Raw genomic sequence first — 21679 nt, forward strand, 5'->3', positions numbered from 1 at the left:
TGTGGCTTGTTTTGAGTAGTCACGAATGCTGGGTCATTTGGTGGGTTGGCCCGGGACGTAATTGGTCAGTCAAATAAAGGGGATGGACCTGAAAATCGTGGTGGGCTGTCTGTTGTGTTGGATAACTTAGAGTAAGTGGCTAGTTATGTTGCTGACGGAAGAAGAAATCGTCGAATTGACCGGCTATTGCAAGCCTGCTTTACAGCGAAAGCAGCTTGAGAAAATGGAAATTCCTTTCCGGGTAGGGCGCAATGGCCGCCCTAAGATTCTAAAGCGGTCACTGTATGATCAGTTTGCGACAGAGCCAATGAAGAATAGCGGTAGGCGAGTCGGACCTAATTTTAATGCGCTGGAGCAAACGGAGGCTTGAGGATGGGGCGACCCCGAAAAAAAGACCGACATTTGCCGCCATACATGTACCAAAAAGGCGCTAGTTATTACTTTTGTCGAGGCGCGGATTACGTCAATTTGGGCGCATCTTTGCGTGAAGCTTTAGTTGCTTACGTTGCGGCGGCCGGAATTGACCGTAACATTGTGACGATTAATGACCTAATAGATGATTTCTTGGTTGAGCTGGAAGCCAAGCAGCATCCTGATTATAGGGGGCTGTCATCGCATACAGTGAAAGACTATAAGAAGCACTTTAATCGATTTCGACTTGTGTTTGGCCCTATGCGCCCAGGTGATCTGAAGCGGACGGATGTTTATGGGTATAGGGATAAGCGCCGAGACGCGCCGGTGCAGGCAAATCGAGAGCTTTCTTCTTTACTGAAGCTCATGGAGCACGCGGTACTCAAGGGTTTGATTGAGGAAAACCCAGTACGAAATGTGAGGCGTTATCCGGAATCTCCGCGCAATCGTCTCCCCAGTCAAGGAGATCTTGATGCCGTGATGGGGGTTGGGGATAAGAAGATTGCGGGCTATGTAAGGTTGAAGAATTTAATCGGTTTGAGGCAGGGAGACATGTTGGCGCTTCGTTGGGCGAATCAGCTCGATGAAGGTTTGCTGGCCTATATCAGTAAGGCTCAGAAGTGGGTGATATTTGGTTGGAATGCCGATCTCAGGGCAGCTCTGCAAGAGCTTAGAGATATCCAGAATGAAGAATCAACTACTTCAGAGTTTATAATCTGCAATAAATGGGGCAGGAAATATAGTCAGGACGGGTTTCGTTCGCGTTGGTCCCGAGCTCGTAAAAAGGCGCTAGAGTCTGGGAAGCTTGCAGAGACTTTTACTGAACATGATATTCGCGCAAAAGTAGCGACTGACATTTCTAGTGCATTAGGGTTGGAGGAGGCATCTAAGGTCTTGGTGCATGCTTCATTAAAAACAACAGGTCGGTATGTAAGAGATATACCTGTGCTGGAAATTAATGGTAGTCTTAAAAGTCCTAACGATTTGGAGGAGTTTTAGAAAAGCGCGAGTTTTTTAGAAGGACTAAAAAACGGCTAGGCTTTTAAATCGTTGTCTTTATAGAAGAAAATGGTGCCCAGAGGCGGAATCGAACCACCGACACGGGGATTTTCAATCCCCTGCTCTACCGACTGAGCTATCTGGGCGTATCGCTGAGAAGTTCTTGTTGGCTTGCTGAACTTGCGAAGGCGCGTATTAAACCGTTTCAGATTGCCGGAGTCAAGGGAGCTTACTCACTTGGCGGCACATATCCTTCGGCTTTGTCGAAATCTTCGCCGGAGAAGAACTTTTCCATCTCGGTTTGCAGGTATTTGCGGGATTCCGGATCCATCATCGACAGCTGCTTTTCGTTGATCAGCATGGTCTGGTGGGCCTGCCATTCGTCCCAGGCTTTCTTTGAGACGTTATCGAATATGTCCTGACCGCGTGCGCCGGGGAAGGGCGGGTTGGGCAGGCCGTCGAGTTCTTGCTGGTACTTTCGGCAGAATACTTTGCGCGTCATGGGGTCACTTTTTGATCAGTTGCTTGAGCAGTTTCTGAACCGGGGCGGCGAGGCCGACCTCGGGAGCTGAGGGGCTGTTATACCAGAGCAATTGGTCGCCTTCCATGATTTGGCCGGGAATGCTGTCTAGGGTGATGTGTACCGGGTGGATATCCAGGTGGTAGTGGCTAAAGGTGTGGCGCAGTACGGGCAGGGTTTTGCTGCTGCCGCTCAGGCCGAAACGCTGGATGGCGGCTTCTTCTGCGGCTTCTTCTACAGCCACTTCCGGCAGGCTCCAAAGGCCACCCCAGATACCCTGTGCAGGGCGTTGTTCCAGCAGGATCTGTTGCTCTGGCGCTTCGATAATCATCATCTGTACAGCTTTGACCGGCAGGGCTTTCTTGGGCTTCTTGCCGGGGTAGTTGGCCTGTGTGCCATCGCGGTAGGCAATGCAGTCTGCATTTACCGGACAGTTGTCGCAGTCCGGTTTGCTGCGGGTGCAGAGTGTAGCCCCGAGATCCATAATGGCCTGACTGTAGGCGGCAGGGCGTTTTTTCGGGGTGGTGGCTTCGCTCGCCGCCCAGAGCGCCTTCAGGGTGGCGGCTTCGCCGGGCCAGCCGGCGATGGCCTGATGCCGGGCCAGTACCCGTTTGACGTTGCCGTCCAGTATCGGGGCGCGTTTTTTGTAGGCGATGGAGACGATGGCGCCGGCGGTGGAGCGGCCCACACCGGGTAATTGTTCCATTTCTTCGACAGTGTCGGGAAATTCACCCCCCAGCTCATTGACTACATGCTGGGCGGCTTTGTGCAGGTTGCGGGCGCGGGCGTAGTAGCCCAGTCCGGCCCAGTGATGGAGCACCGTGTCGATGGGCGCGCGGGCCAGCCGTTGCACGGTGGGGAAGCTCTTCATAAAGGCCAGATAATACGGTACGACGGTGTTGACCTGGGTTTGCTGCAGCATGATCTCGGACACCCACACCCGATAGGGGGAAATGTCCTGCTGCCAGGGCAGGTCTTTGCGCCCGTGCTTGTCGAACCACGTTAGCAGGCGGTCGGCAAAGGGCTTCAGGGCTGCCATTGATAGGTCGTTTCGTTTGTAGCCGCAAAGCCCAGTTCGGTGAAGAGATCGGTAAGTTCAGGGTGCTCACTCAGGTCCGCGTGGATGGGGCGATTGAAGCCGAGAGTCTTCAGGGCGCTGTTGAGGGTCTGGCGCGCAACCCCCCGACGGCGGGTGATTTCACGTACCTGCAGCTTTTCCAGCTTCCAGTGATCGGCGGCATGGCGAAGCACAAAGGCACAAACCAGACGGTCGTTGAAACGCCCGGCAACGACCATATCGTCGCCAGCGACGGCTTTTTGCAGCCAGTCATCCTGGTTTTCGTAGGTTTTTTTCAGGTCAATCAGGTCCTGAGCGCTGGGCTCAGACACTATTTCGGCAACGACAGGCATAGTAAGTGGTTACTGTTCCAGTATTTAGTGGCTGTAATGGTGGCGGGGATTTTCTATAATACCGCGTTTTCACACAAGAGCAGGATAAATGGCGGATCGCAAGGCGACAATCACCCGCAATACGCTGGAGACCCAGATTACCGTTAGCGTCAATCTGGACGGCACTGGTGCGGCCAAATTCGAGACGGGCGTTCCCTTTCTGGACCACATGATGGATCAGATTGCCCGCCACGGCTTGATCGACCTGGATATCAAGGCCGAGGGCGACCTGCACATCGATGCTCACCACACGGTGGAAGATATCGGCATTACCCTCGGTCAGGCCTTCACTCAGGCGGTGGGCGACAAGAAGGGTATCAATCGTTACGGCCACGCCTATGTGCCGTTGGACGAGGCTCTGTCACGGGTGGTGATCGATTTCTCCGGCCGCCCCGGCCTTGAATTTCACGTACCTTTCACCCGCGCCAGCGTGGGCGGTTTCGATGTGGACCTGTTTATCGAGTTCTTCCAGGGCTTTGTCAATCACGCCAAGGTGACCCTGCATGTGGACAATATTCGTGGCCACAACACCCACCACCAGGCTGAGACGGTGTTCAAGGCCTTCGGTCGCGCCCTGCGTATGGCGCTGACCGCTGACGAGCGCATGGCCGGCATTACCCCGTCCACCAAGGGCAGCCTGTAACTTAGGGACGTTTATGACTACGCCTTCTGTTGCCGTAATCGACTACGGCATGGGTAATCTTCATTCTGTGGCGAGTGCGCTGGCGAAAGTGGGCGGTGACCTGGATATCCGTGTCACCGATGACCGCGCGCAGATTATCAGTGCCGACCGGATTATTTTCCCCGGTGTGGGCGCCATTCGCGACTGTATGGGCGAGATTCGCCGGCTCAAACTGGATGATGTGGTCAGCCATTGTATTGCTGCCGGCAAGCCTGTGTTGGCGGTGTGTGTTGGCATGCAGGCGCTGATGAGCCACAGCGAGGAAAACGGCGGCGTGGATTGCATTGATTCCATTGCCGGCAATGTGTGTTTTTTTGGTGAAAACCACAAAGACGCCGATGGCAACAAGCTGAAAGTGCCCCACATGGGCTGGAACAATGTGTTCCAGAAAAAAGCTCACCCGCTGTGGAAGGGCATTGCCGACGGCAGCCGCTTTTACTTTGTGCACAGCTATTTTGTGCAGGCTGAAGATCAGAGTCTGGTGACCGGTGTAAGCGATTACGGTCGTGAATTTCACTCGGTACTGTCGCGCGACAATGTGTTTGCGGCCCAGTTTCACCCGGAAAAAAGTGGTGAGGCAGGTTTGCAGCTTTTGCAGAACTTTTTAGGTTGGGACGGAAGTCCCTGATACGTTCGCGAGCCACGCTTGCGAAGACACACAGGTTGTTGAAATGCTGATTATCCCCGCAATTGATTTAAAAGACGGCCAGTGCGTGCGCCTGAAGCAAGGCGTTATGGATGATTCCACCGTCTATGGTAACGATCCGGTCGAAATGGCCGCTCGTTGGGTGGAAACCGGCTGTCGCCGTTTGCATCTGGTTGATCTCAACGGCGCTTTTGACGGCGAGCCGGTGAATGGCGAGGCGGTCACCAGCATCGCCAGGGCCTACCCGAATCTGCCTATTCAGATCGGTGGCGGTATTCGTTCACTGCACACTATCGAGAAATACCTTGAGGCCGGCGTCAGCTACGTGATCATCGGCACCAAGGCCGTTAAAGATCCGAAATTTGTGACCGAAGCCTGCCGTGAGTTTGAAGGCCATGTGATTGTCGGTCTGGATGCCAAAGACGGTCGTGTGGCTACCGATGGTTGGGCCGAGGTGTCCGACGTGCTGGCCACCGAGCTGGCCAAACGCTTTGAACAGGACGGCGTGTCCTCCATCGTGTATACCGACATTGCCCGCGACGGCATGATGCAGGGTGTGAATGTAGAGCAGACCGTCGCTATGGCGCAGGCTTCTTCCATTCCCGTTATTGCCTCAGGCGGCATTACCAATATGGACGACATTCGCGCTCTGAAGGACGTTGCGGACAAAGGCATTCTCGGCGCCATCACCGGTCGTGCGATCTACGAAGGCACGCTGGATGTGGCGGAAGCCCAACAGTATTGCGATCAATAACGCAGCAGGATAGTTATGGCACTGGCAAAACGCATTATTCCCTGTCTGGATGTAGACAACGGTCGCGTCGTTAAAGGCGTGAACTTTGTTGATATCCGCGATGCCGGTGACCCGGTAGAGATTGCGCGCCGCTACAACGATCAGGGCGCCGACGAAATTACCTTTCTCGATATCACCGCCACCCACGAAGGGCGTGATACCACCGTGCATACGGTCGAACAGATCGCCAGTGAGGTTTTTATTCCGCTAACGGTGGGCGGTGGCATTCGCGAGCTGAAAGATATCCGCAATATGCTTAATGCCGGCGCTGACAAAGTCGGTATCAACTCTGCGGCCATCAAGAACCCGGAATTTGTCAAAGCTGCCGCCGACAAGTTTGGCTCGCAGTGCATTGTGATCGCCATTGACGCTAAACAGGTGGAGCCTAACGCTGACGGTACACCGCGCTGGGAGATCTTTACCCACGGCGGGCGCCGCGCGACCGGCATCGATGCCATCGACTGGGCGGTGCGCATGGTGAATTACGGTGCCGGAGAGATTTTGCTAACCAGTATGGATCGCGATGGCACCAAGAACGGTTTTGATAACGACCTGACCTCACGCATTTCAAAAGCGGTGCCCGTGCCGGTTATTGCCTCCGGTGGTGTGGGCAATCTCGATCACCTGGTGGAAGGTGTCACCAAAGGTCTGGCCGACGCCGTGCTGGCGGCCAGCATTTTCCACTTTGGTGAATACACCGTTCCCGAGGCCAAGCGGTACATGGCCGAGCGCGGCATCGAGATGCGTTTATAGCAGCGAAGTGAGTCGCTAAACCGGCTCAACCCGCTGCGCAGACCTCCACTTGCGCACCATTAACCACACTGGTGCCAGAGGGTACATCCAGTACCGTCCAGTCAATCAGATCGTTGCAGCTCACGCCGGGCAATTTTTCTTTCGCGATGCTTTGCCCGGTATCGCTGAATCGGTGTCCGAAACCGTGAGGTAAGCTCACCACTCCGGGCATCACACTGTCGCTGATCTCGACTTCAACGGTAGCACTGCGCCCGGCGCCTTTTACCAGCGCCTTACCACCCTGCATCAGCCCCAGCTTATCGGCATCGGTTGGGTTGACCAGCAGCGTGCAGCGATTCTTGCCGCGTACATACTGGTTAATATTGTGCAACCAGGAGTTCATATCACGAATATGACGGCGGCCAATCAACCTGAAGCCGGTGTTGGCTTCTGTCATGGCTGACCGCAAGCGGCTGACGTCTTCGGCGATTAAATCGGGGGCGAGGTTGAGGCGCTTTTGCGGCGTCTGCAGCGCGTCGGGAAGGCGGGGTGAGAGGGGCCCAAAGTCGACGCCGTGGTGGGCGTCTTTGATACGCTGAAGGTTCCAACCCTCGCGCTGGCCAAAGTGATCCCCGTGGGGGCCGGCGCGCAGCATCATATCCAGCAGTCTTTCGGGCCCGCTGTGTGCTTCAGTTGTGGTTTTTACGGTGTCTGCATCAAGGGAGCCCAGCGCCGGTGATGCGGCAAGCTGTGAGGCCAGCCCTTCTACCATCATGGCGTGCAAATCGTCGGCCTGCATACCGTTTATTCTGGCTACCAGCTCGGTCATGATTTCGTACTGATCGAGCGAGCCCGGCTCGGGTTCAAAGATTTTCGGCGAGTAGCGGGCAAAATTCCGGACCGCTGTGGTCTGAAACAGAAAGTCATAGTTGCTGTGTTCCAGCTGCGAAGTGGACGGCAGAATATAGTCGGCCAGGCTGGTGGTTTCGTTGATATAGAAATCCAGCGCAACGATCAGTTCAAGCTTCTCCATCGCCTCGCGGATCGCCTCGCCGTTGGGCACCGACAGCACCGGGTTGCCGGCCACCGTAATCAGGGCGCGGGCCCTGTCCTCTCCGTCATAGGCCAGCTCTTCGGCCATCAGCGAGGCGGGCATCATGCCCATATATTCGGGAAAGTTGCGCACACGGGTTTTGAAACGATCGCGGCCCAGTTCATTGATAACCGGTTCCGGCGGCGGTGGAAGTTCTGTGGCGGCCTGAGGGAACATGGCGCCGCCCGGTTCATCGAGCCGCCCCTGCAGAATGTTCACGATATCCACCAGCCAGCTGGCCAGGGTGCCAAATTCCTGTGTGCACAGGCCTATGCGGCCATAAAGTACCGGCGCCTGTGCCTGCTTAAACGCTTTGATCAAGGCGCGCAGTTCGCTGGCGGGTACACCGGTAATGTCGGCAGTGTTTTCCGGCGTAAAGGGGGCGGCCAGTGCGCGCAGGGTATCAATGCCATCGATGTGGGTGCCTAGACGACCCAGATCAATATGGTTTTCGCTAAAGAGCACGTTTACCCAGGCAAACAGCAGGTAGGCATCGGTACCGGGTTTGATGAATAGATGCTGATCAGCAATGGCGGCGGTTTCGCTGCGCCGGGGGTCGATAACCCAAACCTCACCGCCGCGCTGGCGTATGGCGTTCAGTTGGGCTTCGGCGTTGGGTGCTGACATCAGCGAACCTTGCGAAACCAGTGGGTTGCCACCCATGCAGACAAAAAAGTCGCTGCGCTGGATATCGGGGATGGGGAACATCCAGGCATTGCCGTAAAGCAGTTCGCAGCTGAGGTTTTTCGGTTGCTGGTCAACCGAGCCCGCCGAGAAAAAACGCTCGGTATTGAGCATCTGCGTGAACAGCTCGGTGTATACCATGCTGCTGAAGTTGTGGCCGTTGGGATTGCCGTAGTACATGGCAATGCTGTCTTTACCGTGCTCCTGACGCAGTGCGCTCAGCTTGTCGCCGACTTCAGTCAGCGCTTGTTGCCAGCTGATTTCCTGCCATTCGCCGTTGACCTTTTTTACCGGGCGGCGCAGGCGCTCGGGGTCTTCATAGACATAGCGAAAGGCCTGGGATTTTGCGCAGACGTAGCCCTGTGAGCGTTCGTCGTTCGGGTCGCCTTTGATGGAAAGCACCTGTTTGGTGTCGCGATCGACCTCCAAGACCAGCCCGCAGCTGGCTTCGCAGGTAGGGCAGCTTCGATACAGGGTTTCTGGCATGGCGGCCTCCCGTCAGCTTATTATCGTAATGCTTACGACTTTAGCCTATCGACGGGGGCGGCGCATGACAAGGCTGTCATTTTTTGGCGTGGGATGCCCAGCCAGGGCTTATTCTTTCGAGGCGTCGAAAAATTTAACAACCTGAACATCCGGGTCGCGACTGGCGCCGGCTTCGTGCAGCTTGTTCAGATAATCTTCCCAGTATTGTTCGCGATTATCGATAAGGTCGCGCAGGTAATTCCAGGAAAAGATACCACTGTCGTGGCCGTCGCTGAATTTGAGCTGGATGGCGTAATTCCCAACCGGAACAATATCGGTGATGGCGACATTGATTTTGCCGGTCTGCAGGGTTTCCTGACCGGCCCCGTGGCCGCGCACTTCTGCCGAGGGTGACAGCACCCGCAGCAGTTCGCAGCTGAGCCGGTGGCGTTCGCCATTGGCATACACCAGTTCCAGTTCCCGGGATTTCTGGTGTAGCTCAATACCAACCGGCGTTACGTTGTCGCTCATGGTGTTCGCTCTTAAAGAATGAAACGACTGAGGTCTTCGTTTTTGGCCAGCGCGCCGAGCTGGGCATCTACGTAGGCCTCATCGACGATCAGTTTGTCTTCGCTGGCATCGGTTGCGGCATAGGAGGCCTCTTCGAGAAGACGTTCCAGCACTGTGTGCAGACGTCGGGCGCCGATATTCTCGGTGCGCTCGTTCACTTCCCAGGCGGTCTCGGCAATGCGGCGAATTCCGTCTTTGGTGAATTCGATGGTCATGCCTTCCGTTGCCAGCAGGGCGATGTACTGCTCTGTCAGTGAGGCGCTGGGCTCGGTGAGAATGCGCTCGAAATCATCGGGTGTGAGCGCTTCGAGTTCCACTCGCGTTGGCAGGCGACCCTGCAGTTCCGGAATCAGGTCGGAAGGTTTGCTCAGGTGGAAAGCACCGGAGGCAATAAACAGAATGTGGTCGGTTTTCACCATGCCGTGCTTGGTGCTGACGGTGCAACCTTCGATTAGCGGGAGCAAGTCGCGCTGCACTCCTTCTCGGGACACGTCGGCGCCACCGGTTTCCTGACGCTTGGCAACTTTGTCGATTTCATCGAGAAATACAATGCCATTCTGTTCAACCGCGGCGATCGCCTGTGCCTTGGTTTCTTCCTCATTGACCAGTTTGGCGGCTTCCTCGTCGGTCAATTGTTTCAGGGCTGACTTTACATCCATGCGTCGTCTTTTTTTGCCCTTGCTACCCATGCTGGAAAACATGTTCTGCAACTGGTTGGTCATTTCTTCCATGCCGGGCGGAGCCATGATTTCTACACCCATCGGTGAGGCGCTGACTTCGATGTCGATTTCCTTGTCGTCCAGTTCGCCCTCACGCAGTTTTTTGCGAAACAGTTGCCGCGTAGAGCTTTCTTTGTCGACTTCCTCACCCTGGCCGGTCGGCAGCAGAATATCGAGTATGCGCTCTTCGGCGGCGTCGGCGGCGCGGTGGCGCACTTTGTTCATTTCGGCTTCGCGGTGCATTTTGATGGAGGCGTCCACCAGATCGCGAATGATGGATTCAACATCCCGGCCCACATAGCCCACCTCGGTAAACTTGGTGGCTTCCACTTTCAGGAAGGGCGCGTTGGCGAGTTTGGCCAGACGGCGGGCAATTTCGGTTTTGCCAACGCCGGTGGGGCCAATCATCAGGATATTTTTTGGGGTGATTTCAGCGCGCAGGTCTTCGTCGAGCTGCATGCGGCGCCAGCGGTTGCGCAGGGCAATGGCAACGGCGCGTTTGGCCTTGTCCTGGCCGATGATAAAGCGGTTGAGTTCGTGAACGATTTCACGGGGTGTCATTTGTGACATGTTTGTTCCTCGATTGGTCGGACGTCGGATGTCTGACGTCGGACGCGATTCGGGCAATATGATGATAGCTTTGGCGTCAGACGTCCGACATCAGACATCCGGTCACTCCGCTAATACTCCAGCGTTTCAATCACTCGATTGTGATTGGTATAAATGCAAATATCGGCCGCAATCTTCAGACCTTGCTCGACAATGTCTCGGGCGCCCAGTTCGGTATTATCCAGCAGGGCACGAGCTGCGGACTGGGCAAAGGGACCGCCGGAGCCAATGGCAATCAGGTTGTCTTCGGGCTCAATTACATCGCCGTTACCGGTAATTACCAGCGAGGTTTCCTTGTCGGCTACGGCCAGCAGGGCTTCCAGTCGGCGCAGGGCGCGTTCGGTGCGCCACAGCTTGGCCAGCTCTACCGCTGCGCGGGTCAGGTGGCCTTGATACTTTTCCAGCTGGGCTTCAAACAATTCAAATAAAGTAAAGGCGTCAGCGGTACCGCCGGCAAAACCGGCCAGAACCTTGTCGCCGTAAAGGCGGCGTACCTTGCGGGCATTGCCCTTCATCACGGTATTGCCCATAGACACCTGGCCATCGCCACCGATGACGACCTGGCCGTTGCGGCGCACGGAAAGTATGGTTGTGCCTCGGTATTGTTCCACGCGGGACCTCAATTGTTGGCGGGTATCAGGAGGATATGGGGCAGCAAAGGGCGAAATTCAACCCTTGCGGTTTTTTCGTCGGGCGTCACACATCCGACGTGTAATCAGCCAGCAATTTTGCGCTTGAGCAGCAGCGTCTCAATCCCTTCCGAAATCAACGTGGTACGTGCTTTCGACAGTTTGGAGCGCGAGGTAAAGGGGCCAACGTAAACCCGGTGCCAGGTGTCGCCATTGGCCTCTACCGCTTCAATCTTGGCTTCCAGGCCGAGCAGCAGCAGTTCGGCGCGTCGGCGATCCGCATCAGCGTTGGTCTTGAAGGACCCTGCCTGCAAGATGAACTGGTACTGCTCCTGACTGGCGGCGCTCTGTTCCTGAGGATGCTGCTCTTCAGGCACAATCACTTCGCGCTCGGGCAGCAGCGTAAAGAAATCGAACTGGGTTTCTGTGGTCTGCTTGGCAGGTTTTGCCGGTTGCGGCGTGGTTTTACTGGCGACTTCTGGCTTGCTGTCACCGGTGCCGACACTGCCCAGAAACACCAGAAAGGTGAGGAATCCGCCACACAGGGCGCCGGCGCAGAAGATTACCCAGGCCGGTATGCCGCCGTTGGCTTCGCGGGTGGCGCCCCGGCTGCGTTTGCGATTATTGGTCGCCACTTACATTTCCTCCGGCGCAGATACGCCCAGCAAATTCAGGCCGTTGGCAATAACCTGACGCACGGCAACAGAAAGCGCAAGCCGCGCATTGCGCAGGGCTTCATCGCTTTCCAGTACCTTGTTGCTGTTGTAGTAGCTGTGAAACTCACCGGCCAGTTCGCGCAGATAGTTGGCGATGGTGTGAGGCTCGAAATTGGCAGCGGCGCTGCTGACCACATCCGGGTAAGCGGAGAGGCGCTTCATCAGTGCCAGTTCGGCGTCTTCACTCAATCGATCGAGGAAATTGCAGCCGCTCTCCACTGACCAGCTCCAGCCCTGTTCGGCCAGCTTGCGGATCACGCTGCACACCCGGGCGTGGGCGTATTGAATGTAGTACACCGGGTTTTCGTTGCTTTGGGAAATGGCCAGATCAATGTCAAAGGTGAGCTGGGAGCTCGGTGCGCGGGCGACCAGGAAATAGCGCGTGGCATCGCGCCCCACTTCGTCGATCAGGTCGCGCAAGGTAACGTAACTGCCGGCGCGCTTGGAGATTTTCACCTCTTCACCGCCGCGCATTACCATTACCATCTGGTGCAATACGTAGTCGGGCCAGTCTTTGGGGATGCCGGCGTTCAGCGCCTGCAGGCCGGCGCGAACGCGGGTGATGGTGCTGTGATGGTCGGCGCCCTGTTCATTGATTACGGTGCTGAAGCCGCGCTGCCATTTGTTCAGGTGGTAGGCCACGTCGGGCACAAAATAGGTGTAGCCGCCTTCACGCTTGCGCATTACACGATCTTTGTCATCGCCGAAGTCGGTGGTTTTCAGCCACAGCGCGTCATCTTTTTCGTAGGTAAAGCCGTTGTCGATCAGCGTCTGTACGGCTTCTTCAACCTTGCCTTCCGAGTAGAGGGACGACTCCAGGAAGTAGACATCGAAATCCACGCCAAAGGCTTTCAGGTCGAGATCCTGCTCCCTGCGAAGATAGGCCACAGCAAAGTCGCGAATGGCTTCAAGGTTGTCAGCATCAGCCGCGCCGGTGACCTGCTTGTCTTCGGCTTCGACCGTGTCGCCCTTCATGTAGGAGGTGGCGACGTCGACAATATACTGGCCGCGGTAGCCATCTTCCGGCCATTCGGCGCTGTCCGGCCCAAGGCCCTTGCAGCGGGCCTGAACGCTTTTGGCCAGATTGTCTATTTGGGCGCCGGCGTCGTTGTAGTAAAACTCGCGGGTCACCGCATGGCCGGTAGCTTCCAGCAGGCGGCACAGGGCATCGCCGACTGCGGCGCCGCGGCCGTGGCCAACATGCAGCGGCCCGGTCGGGTTGGCGGAGACAAATTCCACCTGCACTTTTTTGCCTTTTGCGGCGTCGCTGCGGCCAAAGTTTTCACCGGCCGCCAGCACGGTATTGATAATGCCGGTGGCGGCATCGGCATTCAGAAAAAAGTTAATAAAACCCGGCCCGGCGATTTCGGTTTTGCTCACCAGATCGTTGTCGGGCAGGGCGTCTATCAGTTGCTGGGCAATCGCGCGAGGATTGCTGCGCAGGGGCTTGGCCAGCGTCATCGCCACGTTGCTGGCAAAGTCACCGTGGCTTTTGTCGCGGGTCTGCTCCACCTGCACCTTGGTTTCGAGGTCTGCTGGCCAGTCGCCTTGTTTCATGGCGGCGATGGCTTGCTCGATCAGGGTGACGATCTCTTCCTTCATGGCGGGTGGACAACTCCTGCTGGGTAAAAAGTTCGGTGTATATAAAAGGGCGGCTATTATCCCTGTTTCGTCCCGAGCCTGCCAGCGCGGGGAAGCGGAGGGCGTCACACACGGCTCAACCCGGTGCTAGAACCACTCCAACGGATCGACATCAATGGTCCAGCGCAGAGCAAAACCGGGTTTGAGCGGCTCGGCGGCGCGGCGCGCGCGGTTGAGCAAGCTGTGCAGCTGTTTTCTGTCCTGGGCAATCAGAATCAGCGAGCAGCGATAGCGGTTGGCCTTGCGGGTGATCGGTGCAGGCAAAGGGCCGAGGAACTGATTGCCGTTACCGGGCATGCCGGTGCCTCGGCGCACCGCATGCAGAAATTTATCGCAGGCGTCCAGAGAATTGGCTTCGGCGCGAATAACGGCGCTGTAGCTGGAGGGAGGCAGGCCCAGCTGCCGGCGCTCTGCCAGCAGCCGCTCGGCGAAGGGGCTGTAATCCTGACGTAACAGGGTTGCCAGTATCGGGTGATCCGGCGCGTGGGTTTGAATCAGCACTGTGCCCGGGCGTTCGGCTCGGCCGGCCCGCCCGGCAACTTGGGTGAGCAGCTGACCGGCGCGCTCGGCACCGCGAAAATCCGGGCTGAACAGGCCGCCGTCGATATCCAGCATCACGACCAGCGTGACAAGCGGGAAGTGGTGGCCTTTGGCCAGCATCTGGGTGCCGACCAATACGCAGGGTTTGCCCTCATTGACGGTGCTGACCATCTCGCTCATGGCGCTTTTGCCGCCGGTGGTATCGCGATCGATCCGAATGACTTGTGTGTCCGGAAAGGCGCCCTTAAGGGTTTGTTCCAGCCTTTCCGTGCCTGGCCCTTTGAAGGTCAGGCTGTCGTTTTCGCAGTCGGGACAGACCTCGGGCAGTGGTTTGTAGGCATCGCAGTGGTGGCAGCGCAACTGGCGGCGACCAAAGTGAACGGTCAGGCTTACGTCACAGTGATCGCACTGGCCCAGCCAGCCGCAGGCGTGGCATTGCAGCAGCGGTGAGAAACCGCGCCGGTTGAGAAAGACCAGGGCCTGCTCGCCCTTGGCCAGCGTGTCGCCAATGGCGGCGAGGCTTTGCGGCGCCAGCCCATTGTTCAGCTCGCAGTTGCGAATATCCATCAGTTTGATGGTCGGTGGCTGGGCGCCGCCAGCCCGCTCGTTGAGCAGCAGGTGACGGTATTTGCCTTGCTGCACATTGTGCAGGCTTTCCAGGCTCGGCGTGGCGCTGCCCAATATCACCGGGCAGGTGTGGTCCGCGGCGCGCTTCACTGCAATATCCCGGGCTGAGTAGCGAAAGCCGTCCTGCTGCTTATAGGAGGGGTCGTGTTCCTCGTCGATGATGATCAGACCCAGTTCTTTGAAGGGGGTAAACACCGCCGAACGGGTGCCGATCATCACCGCGCAGTCACCCCGCCCGGCGCGCTGCCAGTCTGACAGGCGCTCGCCGTCGGCGAGACCTGAGTGCAACACACTGATCTGATTCGGGAAGCGCGCTTCAAATCGGCGCAGAGTCTGAGGCGTAAGGCCAATCTCGGGCACCAGTACCAGCGCCTGCTTGCCCTGTTTTACGCAGTGCTCAATGGCCTGCAGATAGACCTCGGTTTTGCCGCTGCCGGTTACGCCCTGCAGCAGAAAGGGCTGAAAATTGCCGGCCTGAGCGTCGACGCTGGACACCGCGTGCTGTTGTTCCGGGTTTAGGCTTTTGCCTTCGGCAATGGCAACCGGGCGCGTTGGAGCGGTCCCCCTTTCCAGAAAACCCTTGTCCAGCAGAGCTTTGATCTGGGGATATTCGAAGCCGTTTTGTTTCAACGTATTGCGGCTTGCGGTCTGCTGGTGGCTGAGCCAGTCGAGCAGTTCGGCTTGCTTGGGGGCCCGCGACAGGCTGTTTGCGGCGAGGGCCTCGCGACCGGCGTCGGTCACCCGGTAGTAGGGTTCGGTCTGATCGCGTGCGGGGTTTTCCTTGCGCAGGCGCACCGGCAACATCTGCTGCAGGACTTCGCCGATGGGGTGATGGTAATAAGCCGCGGCCCATTGGGCGAGAGCGAGCAGATCGGTACCAAGGGTCGGTTGGTTGTCGAGAATGTCGACGGCGGCCTTGAGTTTGGCCGGGTCTACCTGTGAGGTGTTTTTACAGGACAGCACCACCGCCACCAAGCGGCGGTTGCCAAAGGGCACGAGTACGCGCGTGCCGGGCTCAACCGACTGCACTCCATCGGGAGGCAGGTAGTCAAAACTGCGGCGCAGGGGGCAGGGAACGGCGACATCAAGAATCAGCATCGGCGAATTATATAGAAAGCGCGGGCAAAATCAGTAAAGACGGGTGTTCCGGTTGATTATTGGTCAACTTCTGGTAAGATTCGCCGCCTGTTTCGTCCCCGGGCAAATGCCGGGGCCGGTTTTAATGACTGATGACCTGCGCGGTGCCTGGCAAGAGATCAGGTGGCGGTGCACAAGAGGATTCCATCATGCGTGCGGATATTCATCCCAAGTACGAAGATGTCACAGCAACCTGCAGCTGTGGCAACGTGATCAAAACCCGTTCAACCATGTGTCAGGATATTCACCTGGACGTGTGCTCATCGTGCCACCCGTTCTACACCGGCACCCAGAAGATGATGGATACCGGCGGCCGTGTTGACCGCTTCCGCAAGCGTTTTGGCTCTCGCGGTGGTGCTAAAAAAGCCTGATCTGATCAGGGTTTTCAGCATGAATAGCAAAGCGCCCGGCCAGTTATGGCTGGGCGTTTTCGTTTCTGTACTTTATCTGGCGCTGGCCTTACCGGTCTATGCCCTGTGTCCCCCTCCCCAAAATCTGCAAGCGGCCAGACTCGAGAGTGTTGTCGATGGCGATACCCTGCGCCTGGCCGATGGCCGCTTGGTGCGCCTGATCGGTATTAATACGCCGGAAATTGGCCGCGATGGCCGGCCTCATGAGCCCTTTGCCGTTGAGGCGTCACAGGCTGTAGAGCGCTTTCTCGGCAGGGAGCTGTTGCTGGCCGAGGGCCTTGATGCCAAGGATCGCCACGGCCGAACGCTGGCAGCGGTCTATAGAGCCGGTGATCGCGCCCACCTGGGCGAGTACCTTCTGATAAAGGGTCTGGGCTGGCATATTGCCGTACCCCCTAACCTGCGGGATCTGGATTGCCTGCAAAAAGCCGAGGCCGAAGCGAAAAAATATCGCCGTGGCGTCTGGAATACGCCAGCAGCCCCGGTGCGAGCGAGGGATTTGAACAAGCGCCATGCTGGCTTTATGCGCGTAAGCGGTGAGGTCAGCCGGGTTGCTGCGAGCCGCAAGGCGATTTGGCTGGAAATTGATCAGAATCTGTCACTGAGGCTCGACAAGCGGGATTTGCCCTACTTTTCCGGTATCGAACTGGACGCTCTTGAAGGACAGATGTTGACGGTGCGTGGATGGTTGATTTATAGAGGTGGACAGAACTCGCGCTATCCGGCGCATAAAATGTCGCTGCGTCATCCGGCGATGCTGGAATTGGAAAAGGATTAGTTATGGTAGCCAGTAAAATCATCGCCAGTAAAAAGAAGTTGCTGCAGGCGGCGGAGCGCAAAGTATTTCGTGGCTTTGACGTGCCAGAAGATCTGGCTCCGCTAACTGATATCGACCCGAACGAGTCAAAGGCCAGTGCCAAAAGTGGCGTTGCGCCAGAAGCGGTGGCGGATATCTGGTCTGCCATAGAAAGTTTTTACCGGCGCGGGGCTCATCCCTTTGTGTCGGTCTGTATTCGCCGTCACGGCGAGATGATCATGAATCGCTCGCTGGGCTACGTCAAAGGCGCCATGGGCGAGTGTGAGCCTGTTATCGGCAGTCTCGATACGCCGATCTGCCTGTTTTCATCCTCGAAAGCGGTATCGGCCATGCTGATCCACAAGCTGGCCGAAGAGGGGCATATCGACCTGCTGACGCCGGTGAGTTATTACATTCCCGAATTTGCCGCCGGCGGCAAGGCAAACATTACTGTGCACGATCTGCTCAGCCACCGCGCCGGAGTGCCGGGCATCGCCCCGGATGTGCCGCGCGATGTGCTCTATGACCCGGAAGAGGCGCTGCGCCATATCTGCGCCATGGAAACTCTGCACAGCGACGGCCGGGTATCAGCCTACCACGCGATTACCGGCGGTTTTGTGATGGCCAAACTGGTGGAAGTCACCACCGGCATGAGCATTCAGCAGTATCTGGACGCGGTATTCCGCCAGCCCCTCGGTATGAAGTATTTCACTTACGGTATCGACAAGGCGCTGCAGCCCTCGGTTGCCCACCACTACGAAACGGGCCTGAAAAACCCGAAGCTGATCGAGAATGTGCTGACCAATGTGCTGGGTGCGACGGTCGCTGAGGCCATCGAGATATCCAATACCCCTGAGTTCATGTCGTCGGTGATTCCCTCGGGCAATATTTACTCAACCGCTGAAGAGGCTTGCCGCTTCTTCCAGATGATGCTGCAGCGCGGTGAGTGGCAGGGCCAGCGCGTGCTCGACCCGGTGACGGTATTGCGGGGCACTCGGGAAGTGGGCGGCGCCACGCTGGATAAATCACTGATGCTGCCCATGCGCTACAGCGCGGGCATGATGCTCGGCGGCAAGCCGGCAGGTTTGTACGGGGTCGACACCCATCACGCCTTCGGTCATCTGGGCTTCAGCAATATTCTCTGTTGGGCGGACCCGCAGCGGGATCTGGCGGTGTCCATCGTCAGCAGCGGCAAGCCGGTCATCAGTACCCATATCGTGCCGCTGCTGTTCAGTGTATTGAACAGGATCAATAAAGCCTGTGAGCCCTGTGTGGATGGCCTGTACGAGTTGCCGCAATACCGCCCGGCAGGTTGACCCTGCACCTTTTGCCTCGCGTTTGTGCTGTGGGCAAAAGTATTCATAGTAAACACTCTGAATATGCCGAAGAGGGCATGAAATACGGCCACTGGCGCCCTTGAGGCGCCCTTCGCTTTTCTATATGCTTCAGCGCCTCATTATCGGTATTACTGCATCCGGACCCACGTAAATGTCTGAGGAATTCAAGCGCGCTGCGCTGGCGTATCACGCCGAACCGACACCGGGGAAGATCGGTGTTCACCTGACCAAACCTGCGGAAACCCAGCGGGACCTTGCCCTCGCGTACAGCCCCGGCGTCGCCGAGCCGGTGCGAGAGATCGCCCGCGACCCTCAACTGGCTTACAAGTACACCTCCAAAGGCAATCTGGTTGCAGTCATTTCCGATGGCAGCGCCATCCTCGGCCTGGGCGATCTCGGCCCCCTGGCCAGCAAACCGGTTATGGAAGGCAAGGCGCTGCTGTTCAAGCGTTTCGCCAACGTTGATTCCATCGATATTGAGGTGAATGCGGAAGATTCTCAGGCGTTTATCGATACTGTCGTGCGTATTGCAGACACCTTCGGTGGCATCAACCTGGAAGATATCAAGGCGCCAGAGTGCTTCGAAATCGAGCGCATTCTGAAAGAGCAGTGCAATATTCCTGTGTTTCACGACGATCAGCACGGCACGGCAATTGTTACTGCGGCGGGCATGCTGAATGCACTGGAGATTCAGGGTAAAACCATCGAAGAGGCCAAAATTGTCTGTCTGGGAGCGGGTTCTGCGGCTATCGCCTGCATGAAGCTGCTGGTCAGTCTGGGTGCTCGATACCAGAATATTTTCATGATTGATCGGCGCGGTGTGATTTATCCGGGTCGAGAAGGTATGAATGAGTACAAGCAGGAGTTTCAAAACAGCACCGATGCGCGAACTCTGGCGGATGCCATGGTCGGTGCCGATGTATTCGTCGGCCTGTCCGGCCCGGATCTGGTCAGCGAAGCGATGCTGTTATCGATGGCGCCCAAGCCCATCATCTTCGCCTGCTCCAACCCGGACCCGGAAATTCAACCGGAGCTGGCCCACTCCCTGCGCGACGACCTGATCGTGGCGACGGGGCGCTCAGACTACCCGAATCAGGTTAACAACGTACTGGGCTTCCCCTTTATTTTCCGCGGTGCGCTGGATGTTCGTTCTCGCGCCATCAATGAGGAAATGAAGATTGCAGCGGTACACGCCATTCGCGAGCTGGCGAAAGAGCCGGTACCTCAAAAAGTCATTGATGCCTGTGGCTGTGGGCCGCTGGAATTTGGCCCCAACTATATTATTCCCAAGCCTGTGGACGCGCGCCTGCTGAGTCGGGTGCCGGCGGCGGTGGCTCAGGCGGCGGTGGATACCGGCGTGGCTCAGTTGCCTTATCCTGAGCACTATCCGCTTTAGTCTATTTTTATCCGGGCATTTGAAATGCTATGTCGGAGCGCCTGCGCTCGGAGATAACTGTCTTTTGCCCGGAATCCTTCCGGTCGCTGATATCGATATTGGCGCCAATTACGCTCATGGTTTGATCTTGTGGGGTCTCAATGACCGTGGCCGGTGACAGCATCCAGCGATAATTGCCATCTGCATGTCGGAGACGGTATTCGATGCTGTGATGACCGCGCGGATTTTTCTCTATCTTTTTTTTCAGGGCCAACACGCTGCCGAGATCGTCAGGGTGGATAAGAAACTGAAAAAACTCGGCAGTATGCGGAAAGCTTCGCTGTGTCAGGCCGAGTTGCTGCTGCCACTGCTCGGAAAAACGCATGCTGTTGTCATGGATGTTCCAGCTCCAGAAACCGATATTGGCGCCTTCTACGGCTAGACGCAGATTGGCATCTTTTTCGCGCAGGGCAATTTCACCCAGCTTGCGTTCATGGATATCGATAATGGTGCCGATCCACTCGCTGATTTCATCCTTGCCATCAACAATCGGTATGCCCTGAGATTCAAAATGGCGATAGCTGCCGTCCGCCATGCGCATTCTGAAATCGGTCAGGAAAGGGCGCCCACGCTCCATCGCGTCGCCCCAGAGTTGCTGCGCCTGCTGCCGGTCGTCGGGATGAATAACGTCGATCCAGTCATTGATATCGGCACTGGCGGGAGATTTTCCTGTGAGCCGGCCAAAGGCCCCGCTCAAATTCAGCAGACCATTTTTGGTGTTGGTGCGCCAGACAATATGGGGCAGGGCGTCCAGCCGCTGGCTGAAATCCCGCTCTCGGTTGCGCTGCTGGCGTTTACGGAGAAAAAGCAGGGCAATCCCAATGCCGATGACAATAAGCGCAATGGATTCGAGGAAACTGATAATCCCTGCAGGGGTGATAAGCGGATGTGCCATAAGCGGGCGAGGCAGTAGCAGGCAGCCATAACAAAACCAGAGGCGGTAGCGGGCGATCGTGTAAGACACAGATTTCTCCATCCCTATAAGGCTCGGCGGAAGCGGGCAAGCCTTGTCGTTTGGCTGACGCAAGTATCGGTGTCCAGTATAGCCGATACCCAAACCGCGACCAGATGCCGGCATCAGGGCCGCAGATTTTTGCCATGTCGAAAGCTAGGCAGTAGCATCAAGGCCCACGCGAGAAAAAGAGGAAAGCGTCATGTCACTGGGGAAGCTGGGCGTTTGGGCCTGGGTCGACAACGCGGGTTTTGACGGAGCGGCTGACTTTGCTCAGCAGATTGAAAGTCTTGGTTATTCGGCCCTGTGGGTTCCGGAGGCGGTAGGTTGTGACCCCTTTGTCACGCTGGCCTTGCTGGCCCAGCGCACGACCACCCTGAAGCTTGCCACAGGTATTGCCAATATTTACGCCCGGGATGCCATGGCCATGCAGTCGGTGCGCAAAACCCTGGACGGCCTGAGCGGTGGCCGACTGATCATGGGCTTGGGGGTTTCCCATCCGGAAATGGTCAGCACCTTCAGGCAGCACGATTACGGTAAGCCGGTGTCGACCATGCGGCGCTATCTGGATGCGATGGAGGGCGCACTGTATGCCGGTCCGCAGCCTGAGCAGCAAGGTTTGCTGATGTTGGCGGCGCTGCGTAAAAACATGCTCGGTCTGGCGGCGGAAAAAGCCGATGGCGCCCACCCCTACTTTGTACCGGTGGAGCACACTGCCCGCGCCCGCGAGATTCTCGGCCCCGATAAACTGTTGGCACCGGAGCAGATGGTGCTGCTGGAAACCGATCCGGCCGAGGCCCGCCGCATTGCCCGCGGTTATATGGCGACCTATATCGGCCTGCAAAATTATCGCAATAACCTGCTGACACTGGGCTTTGACGAGAGCGACTTTGACAACGGCGGTTCCGACCGGCTGGTTGATGCCATTGTCGCCTGGGGTGATGAAGAGGCATTGGCCGAGCGGGTTCGCCAGCACTGGCAGGCGGGTGCCGACCACGTGTGCATACAGGCTTTGCGCAAAGACGGCGAAAATGGTTTCGACCTCGAAACCGTGAAAAAACTGGCACCGCTGACGAGCGAATAGCAA

At 57.1% G+C, this 21679-nt stretch carries 22 protein-coding genes and 1 tRNA gene; 11 read left to right on the forward strand and 12 right to left on the reverse strand.

Annotated features, from left to right (window positions below; all coding sequences use genetic code 11):
- Positions 1-145 precede the first annotated feature (145 nt).
- Positions 146-370, forward strand: a complete 225-nt coding sequence (locus tag ABY734_RS11060; protein WP_372779196.1) for a DUF4224 domain-containing protein — start codon at positions 146-148, stop codon at positions 368-370.
- Positions 371-372: 2 nt separating this feature from the next.
- Positions 373-1410 (forward strand): tyrosine-type recombinase/integrase, encoded by a 1038-nt coding sequence (locus tag ABY734_RS11065; protein ID WP_372779197.1) that lies wholly within the window; start codon positions 373-375, stop codon positions 1408-1410.
- Positions 1411-1480: 70 nt separating this feature from the next.
- Here ABY734_RS11065 and ABY734_RS11070 read toward each other — a convergent pair.
- The 4 genes from ABY734_RS11070 to ABY734_RS11085 form a co-directional block, all read right to left on the reverse strand.
- Positions 1481-1556 (reverse strand) — tRNA-Phe (locus ABY734_RS11070).
- An 83-nt stretch (positions 1557-1639) separates the two neighbouring features.
- Entirely contained in the window at positions 1640-1912 is a 273-nt protein-coding gene (locus ABY734_RS11075; RefSeq protein ID WP_372779198.1) for an oxidative damage protection protein, read from the reverse strand.
- 4 nt (positions 1913-1916) lie between these two features.
- Positions 1917-2969 (reverse strand): A/G-specific adenine glycosylase, encoded by a 1053-nt coding sequence (gene mutY, locus ABY734_RS11080; RefSeq protein ID WP_372779200.1) that lies wholly within the window; start codon positions 2967-2969, stop codon positions 1917-1919.
- Entirely contained in the window at positions 2957-3319 is a 363-nt protein-coding gene (locus ABY734_RS11085; RefSeq protein WP_372779202.1) for an acetyl-CoA sensor PanZ family protein, read from the reverse strand. Before ABY734_RS11085 ends, mutY begins: the two co-directional genes overlap by 13 nt.
- Positions 3320-3428: 109 nt before the next feature.
- Here ABY734_RS11085 and hisB point away from each other — a divergent pair, with 109 nt between their 5' ends.
- From hisB to hisF, 4 genes are read left to right on the forward strand one after another with little or no spacing between them, the layout of a single operon-like run.
- A complete protein-coding gene (gene hisB, locus ABY734_RS11090) occupies positions 3429-4022 on the forward strand; it encodes an imidazoleglycerol-phosphate dehydratase HisB (protein WP_372779203.1) in 594 nt (197 codons plus the stop codon).
- Between the two features lie 13 nt (positions 4023-4035).
- Positions 4036-4689: an imidazole glycerol phosphate synthase subunit HisH gene (gene hisH, locus ABY734_RS11095; RefSeq protein ID WP_372779205.1), complete on the forward strand. Its 654-nt coding sequence runs from the start codon at positions 4036-4038 to the stop codon at positions 4687-4689.
- A 43-nt stretch (positions 4690-4732) separates the two neighbouring features.
- A complete protein-coding gene (gene hisA, locus ABY734_RS11100) occupies positions 4733-5461 on the forward strand; it encodes a 1-(5-phosphoribosyl)-5-[(5-phosphoribosylamino)methylideneamino]imidazole-4-carboxamide isomerase (protein ID WP_372779207.1) in 729 nt (242 codons plus the stop codon).
- A gap of 15 nt (positions 5462-5476) precedes the next feature.
- On the forward strand, positions 5477-6253 hold the full coding sequence (gene hisF, locus ABY734_RS11105) for an imidazole glycerol phosphate synthase subunit HisF (RefSeq protein ID WP_372779209.1): 777 nt from the start codon (positions 5477-5479) through the stop codon (positions 6251-6253).
- Positions 6254-6278: 25 nt separating this feature from the next.
- Here hisF and ABY734_RS11110 read toward each other — a convergent pair whose 3' ends face one another.
- The 7 genes from ABY734_RS11110 to ABY734_RS11140 all read right to left on the reverse strand — a co-directional run bounded on the left by ABY734_RS11110 (position 6279) and on the right by ABY734_RS11140 (position 15623).
- Positions 6279-8495, reverse strand: a complete 2217-nt coding sequence (locus ABY734_RS11110; RefSeq protein ID WP_372779211.1) for a molybdopterin-dependent oxidoreductase — start codon at positions 8493-8495, stop codon at positions 6279-6281.
- Positions 8496-8603: 108 nt separating this feature from the next.
- On the reverse strand, positions 8604-9005 hold the full coding sequence (locus ABY734_RS11115; protein ID WP_372779213.1) for a gamma-butyrobetaine hydroxylase-like domain-containing protein: 402 nt from the start codon (positions 9003-9005) through the stop codon (positions 8604-8606).
- 11 nt (positions 9006-9016) lie between these two features.
- Complete coding sequence (gene hslU / locus ABY734_RS11120; protein WP_372779215.1) at positions 9017-10333, reverse strand: ATP-dependent protease ATPase subunit HslU; 1317 nt, start codon at positions 10331-10333, stop codon at positions 9017-9019.
- Between the two features lie 110 nt (positions 10334-10443).
- Positions 10444-10983, reverse strand: a complete 540-nt coding sequence (hslV, locus tag ABY734_RS11125; RefSeq protein ID WP_372779217.1) for an ATP-dependent protease subunit HslV — start codon at positions 10981-10983, stop codon at positions 10444-10446.
- 104 nt (positions 10984-11087) lie between these two features.
- On the reverse strand, positions 11088-11636 hold the full coding sequence (locus ABY734_RS11130; protein ID WP_372779219.1) for an SPOR domain-containing protein: 549 nt from the start codon (positions 11634-11636) through the stop codon (positions 11088-11090).
- Entirely contained in the window at positions 11637-13319 is a 1683-nt protein-coding gene (gene argS, locus ABY734_RS11135) for an arginine--tRNA ligase (RefSeq protein ID WP_372779220.1), read from the reverse strand. It abuts the gene before it with no gap.
- Between the two features lie 126 nt (positions 13320-13445).
- Positions 13446-15623 (reverse strand): primosomal protein N', encoded by a 2178-nt coding sequence (locus tag ABY734_RS11140; protein WP_372779222.1) that lies wholly within the window; start codon positions 15621-15623, stop codon positions 13446-13448.
- 188 nt (positions 15624-15811) lie between these two features.
- Between ABY734_RS11140 and rpmE the strand changes: the two genes are divergently transcribed.
- The 4 genes from rpmE (at position 15812) to ABY734_RS11160 (ending at position 19601) form a co-directional block, all read left to right on the forward strand.
- Positions 15812-16033: a 50S ribosomal protein L31 gene (rpmE, locus tag ABY734_RS11145; protein ID WP_372779224.1), complete on the forward strand. Its 222-nt coding sequence runs from the start codon at positions 15812-15814 to the stop codon at positions 16031-16033.
- Between the two features lie 19 nt (positions 16034-16052).
- Entirely contained in the window at positions 16053-16850 is a 798-nt protein-coding gene (locus tag ABY734_RS11150) for a thermonuclease family protein (protein ID WP_372779226.1), read from the forward strand.
- 2 nt (positions 16851-16852) lie between these two features.
- Positions 16853-18184: a serine hydrolase domain-containing protein gene (locus ABY734_RS11155; RefSeq protein WP_372779227.1), complete on the forward strand. Its 1332-nt coding sequence runs from the start codon at positions 16853-16855 to the stop codon at positions 18182-18184.
- Positions 18185-18356: 172 nt separating this feature from the next.
- The gene (locus ABY734_RS11160; RefSeq protein ID WP_372779228.1) at positions 18357-19601 is read left to right on the forward strand and encodes a malic enzyme-like NAD(P)-binding protein; all 1245 of its coding nucleotides are present in this window, start codon (positions 18357-18359) and stop codon (positions 19599-19601) included.
- A gap of 7 nt (positions 19602-19608) precedes the next feature.
- Here the strand turns inward: ABY734_RS11160 and ABY734_RS11165 are convergent, their stop codons facing one another.
- Positions 19609-20604: a PAS domain-containing protein gene (locus tag ABY734_RS11165; RefSeq protein WP_372779230.1), complete on the reverse strand. Its 996-nt coding sequence runs from the start codon at positions 20602-20604 to the stop codon at positions 19609-19611.
- A 190-nt stretch (positions 20605-20794) separates the two neighbouring features.
- Here ABY734_RS11165 and ABY734_RS11170 point away from each other — a divergent pair, with 190 nt between their 5' ends.
- Positions 20795-21676: a TIGR03620 family F420-dependent LLM class oxidoreductase gene (locus ABY734_RS11170; protein WP_372779231.1), complete on the forward strand. Its 882-nt coding sequence runs from the start codon at positions 20795-20797 to the stop codon at positions 21674-21676.
- Positions 21677-21679: the final 3 nt, after the last annotated feature.

This window comes from Litorivivens sp. (assembly GCF_041624475.1).
In the GTDB taxonomy this organism is placed as follows: domain Bacteria; phylum Pseudomonadota; class Gammaproteobacteria; order Pseudomonadales; family Spongiibacteraceae; genus Litorivivens.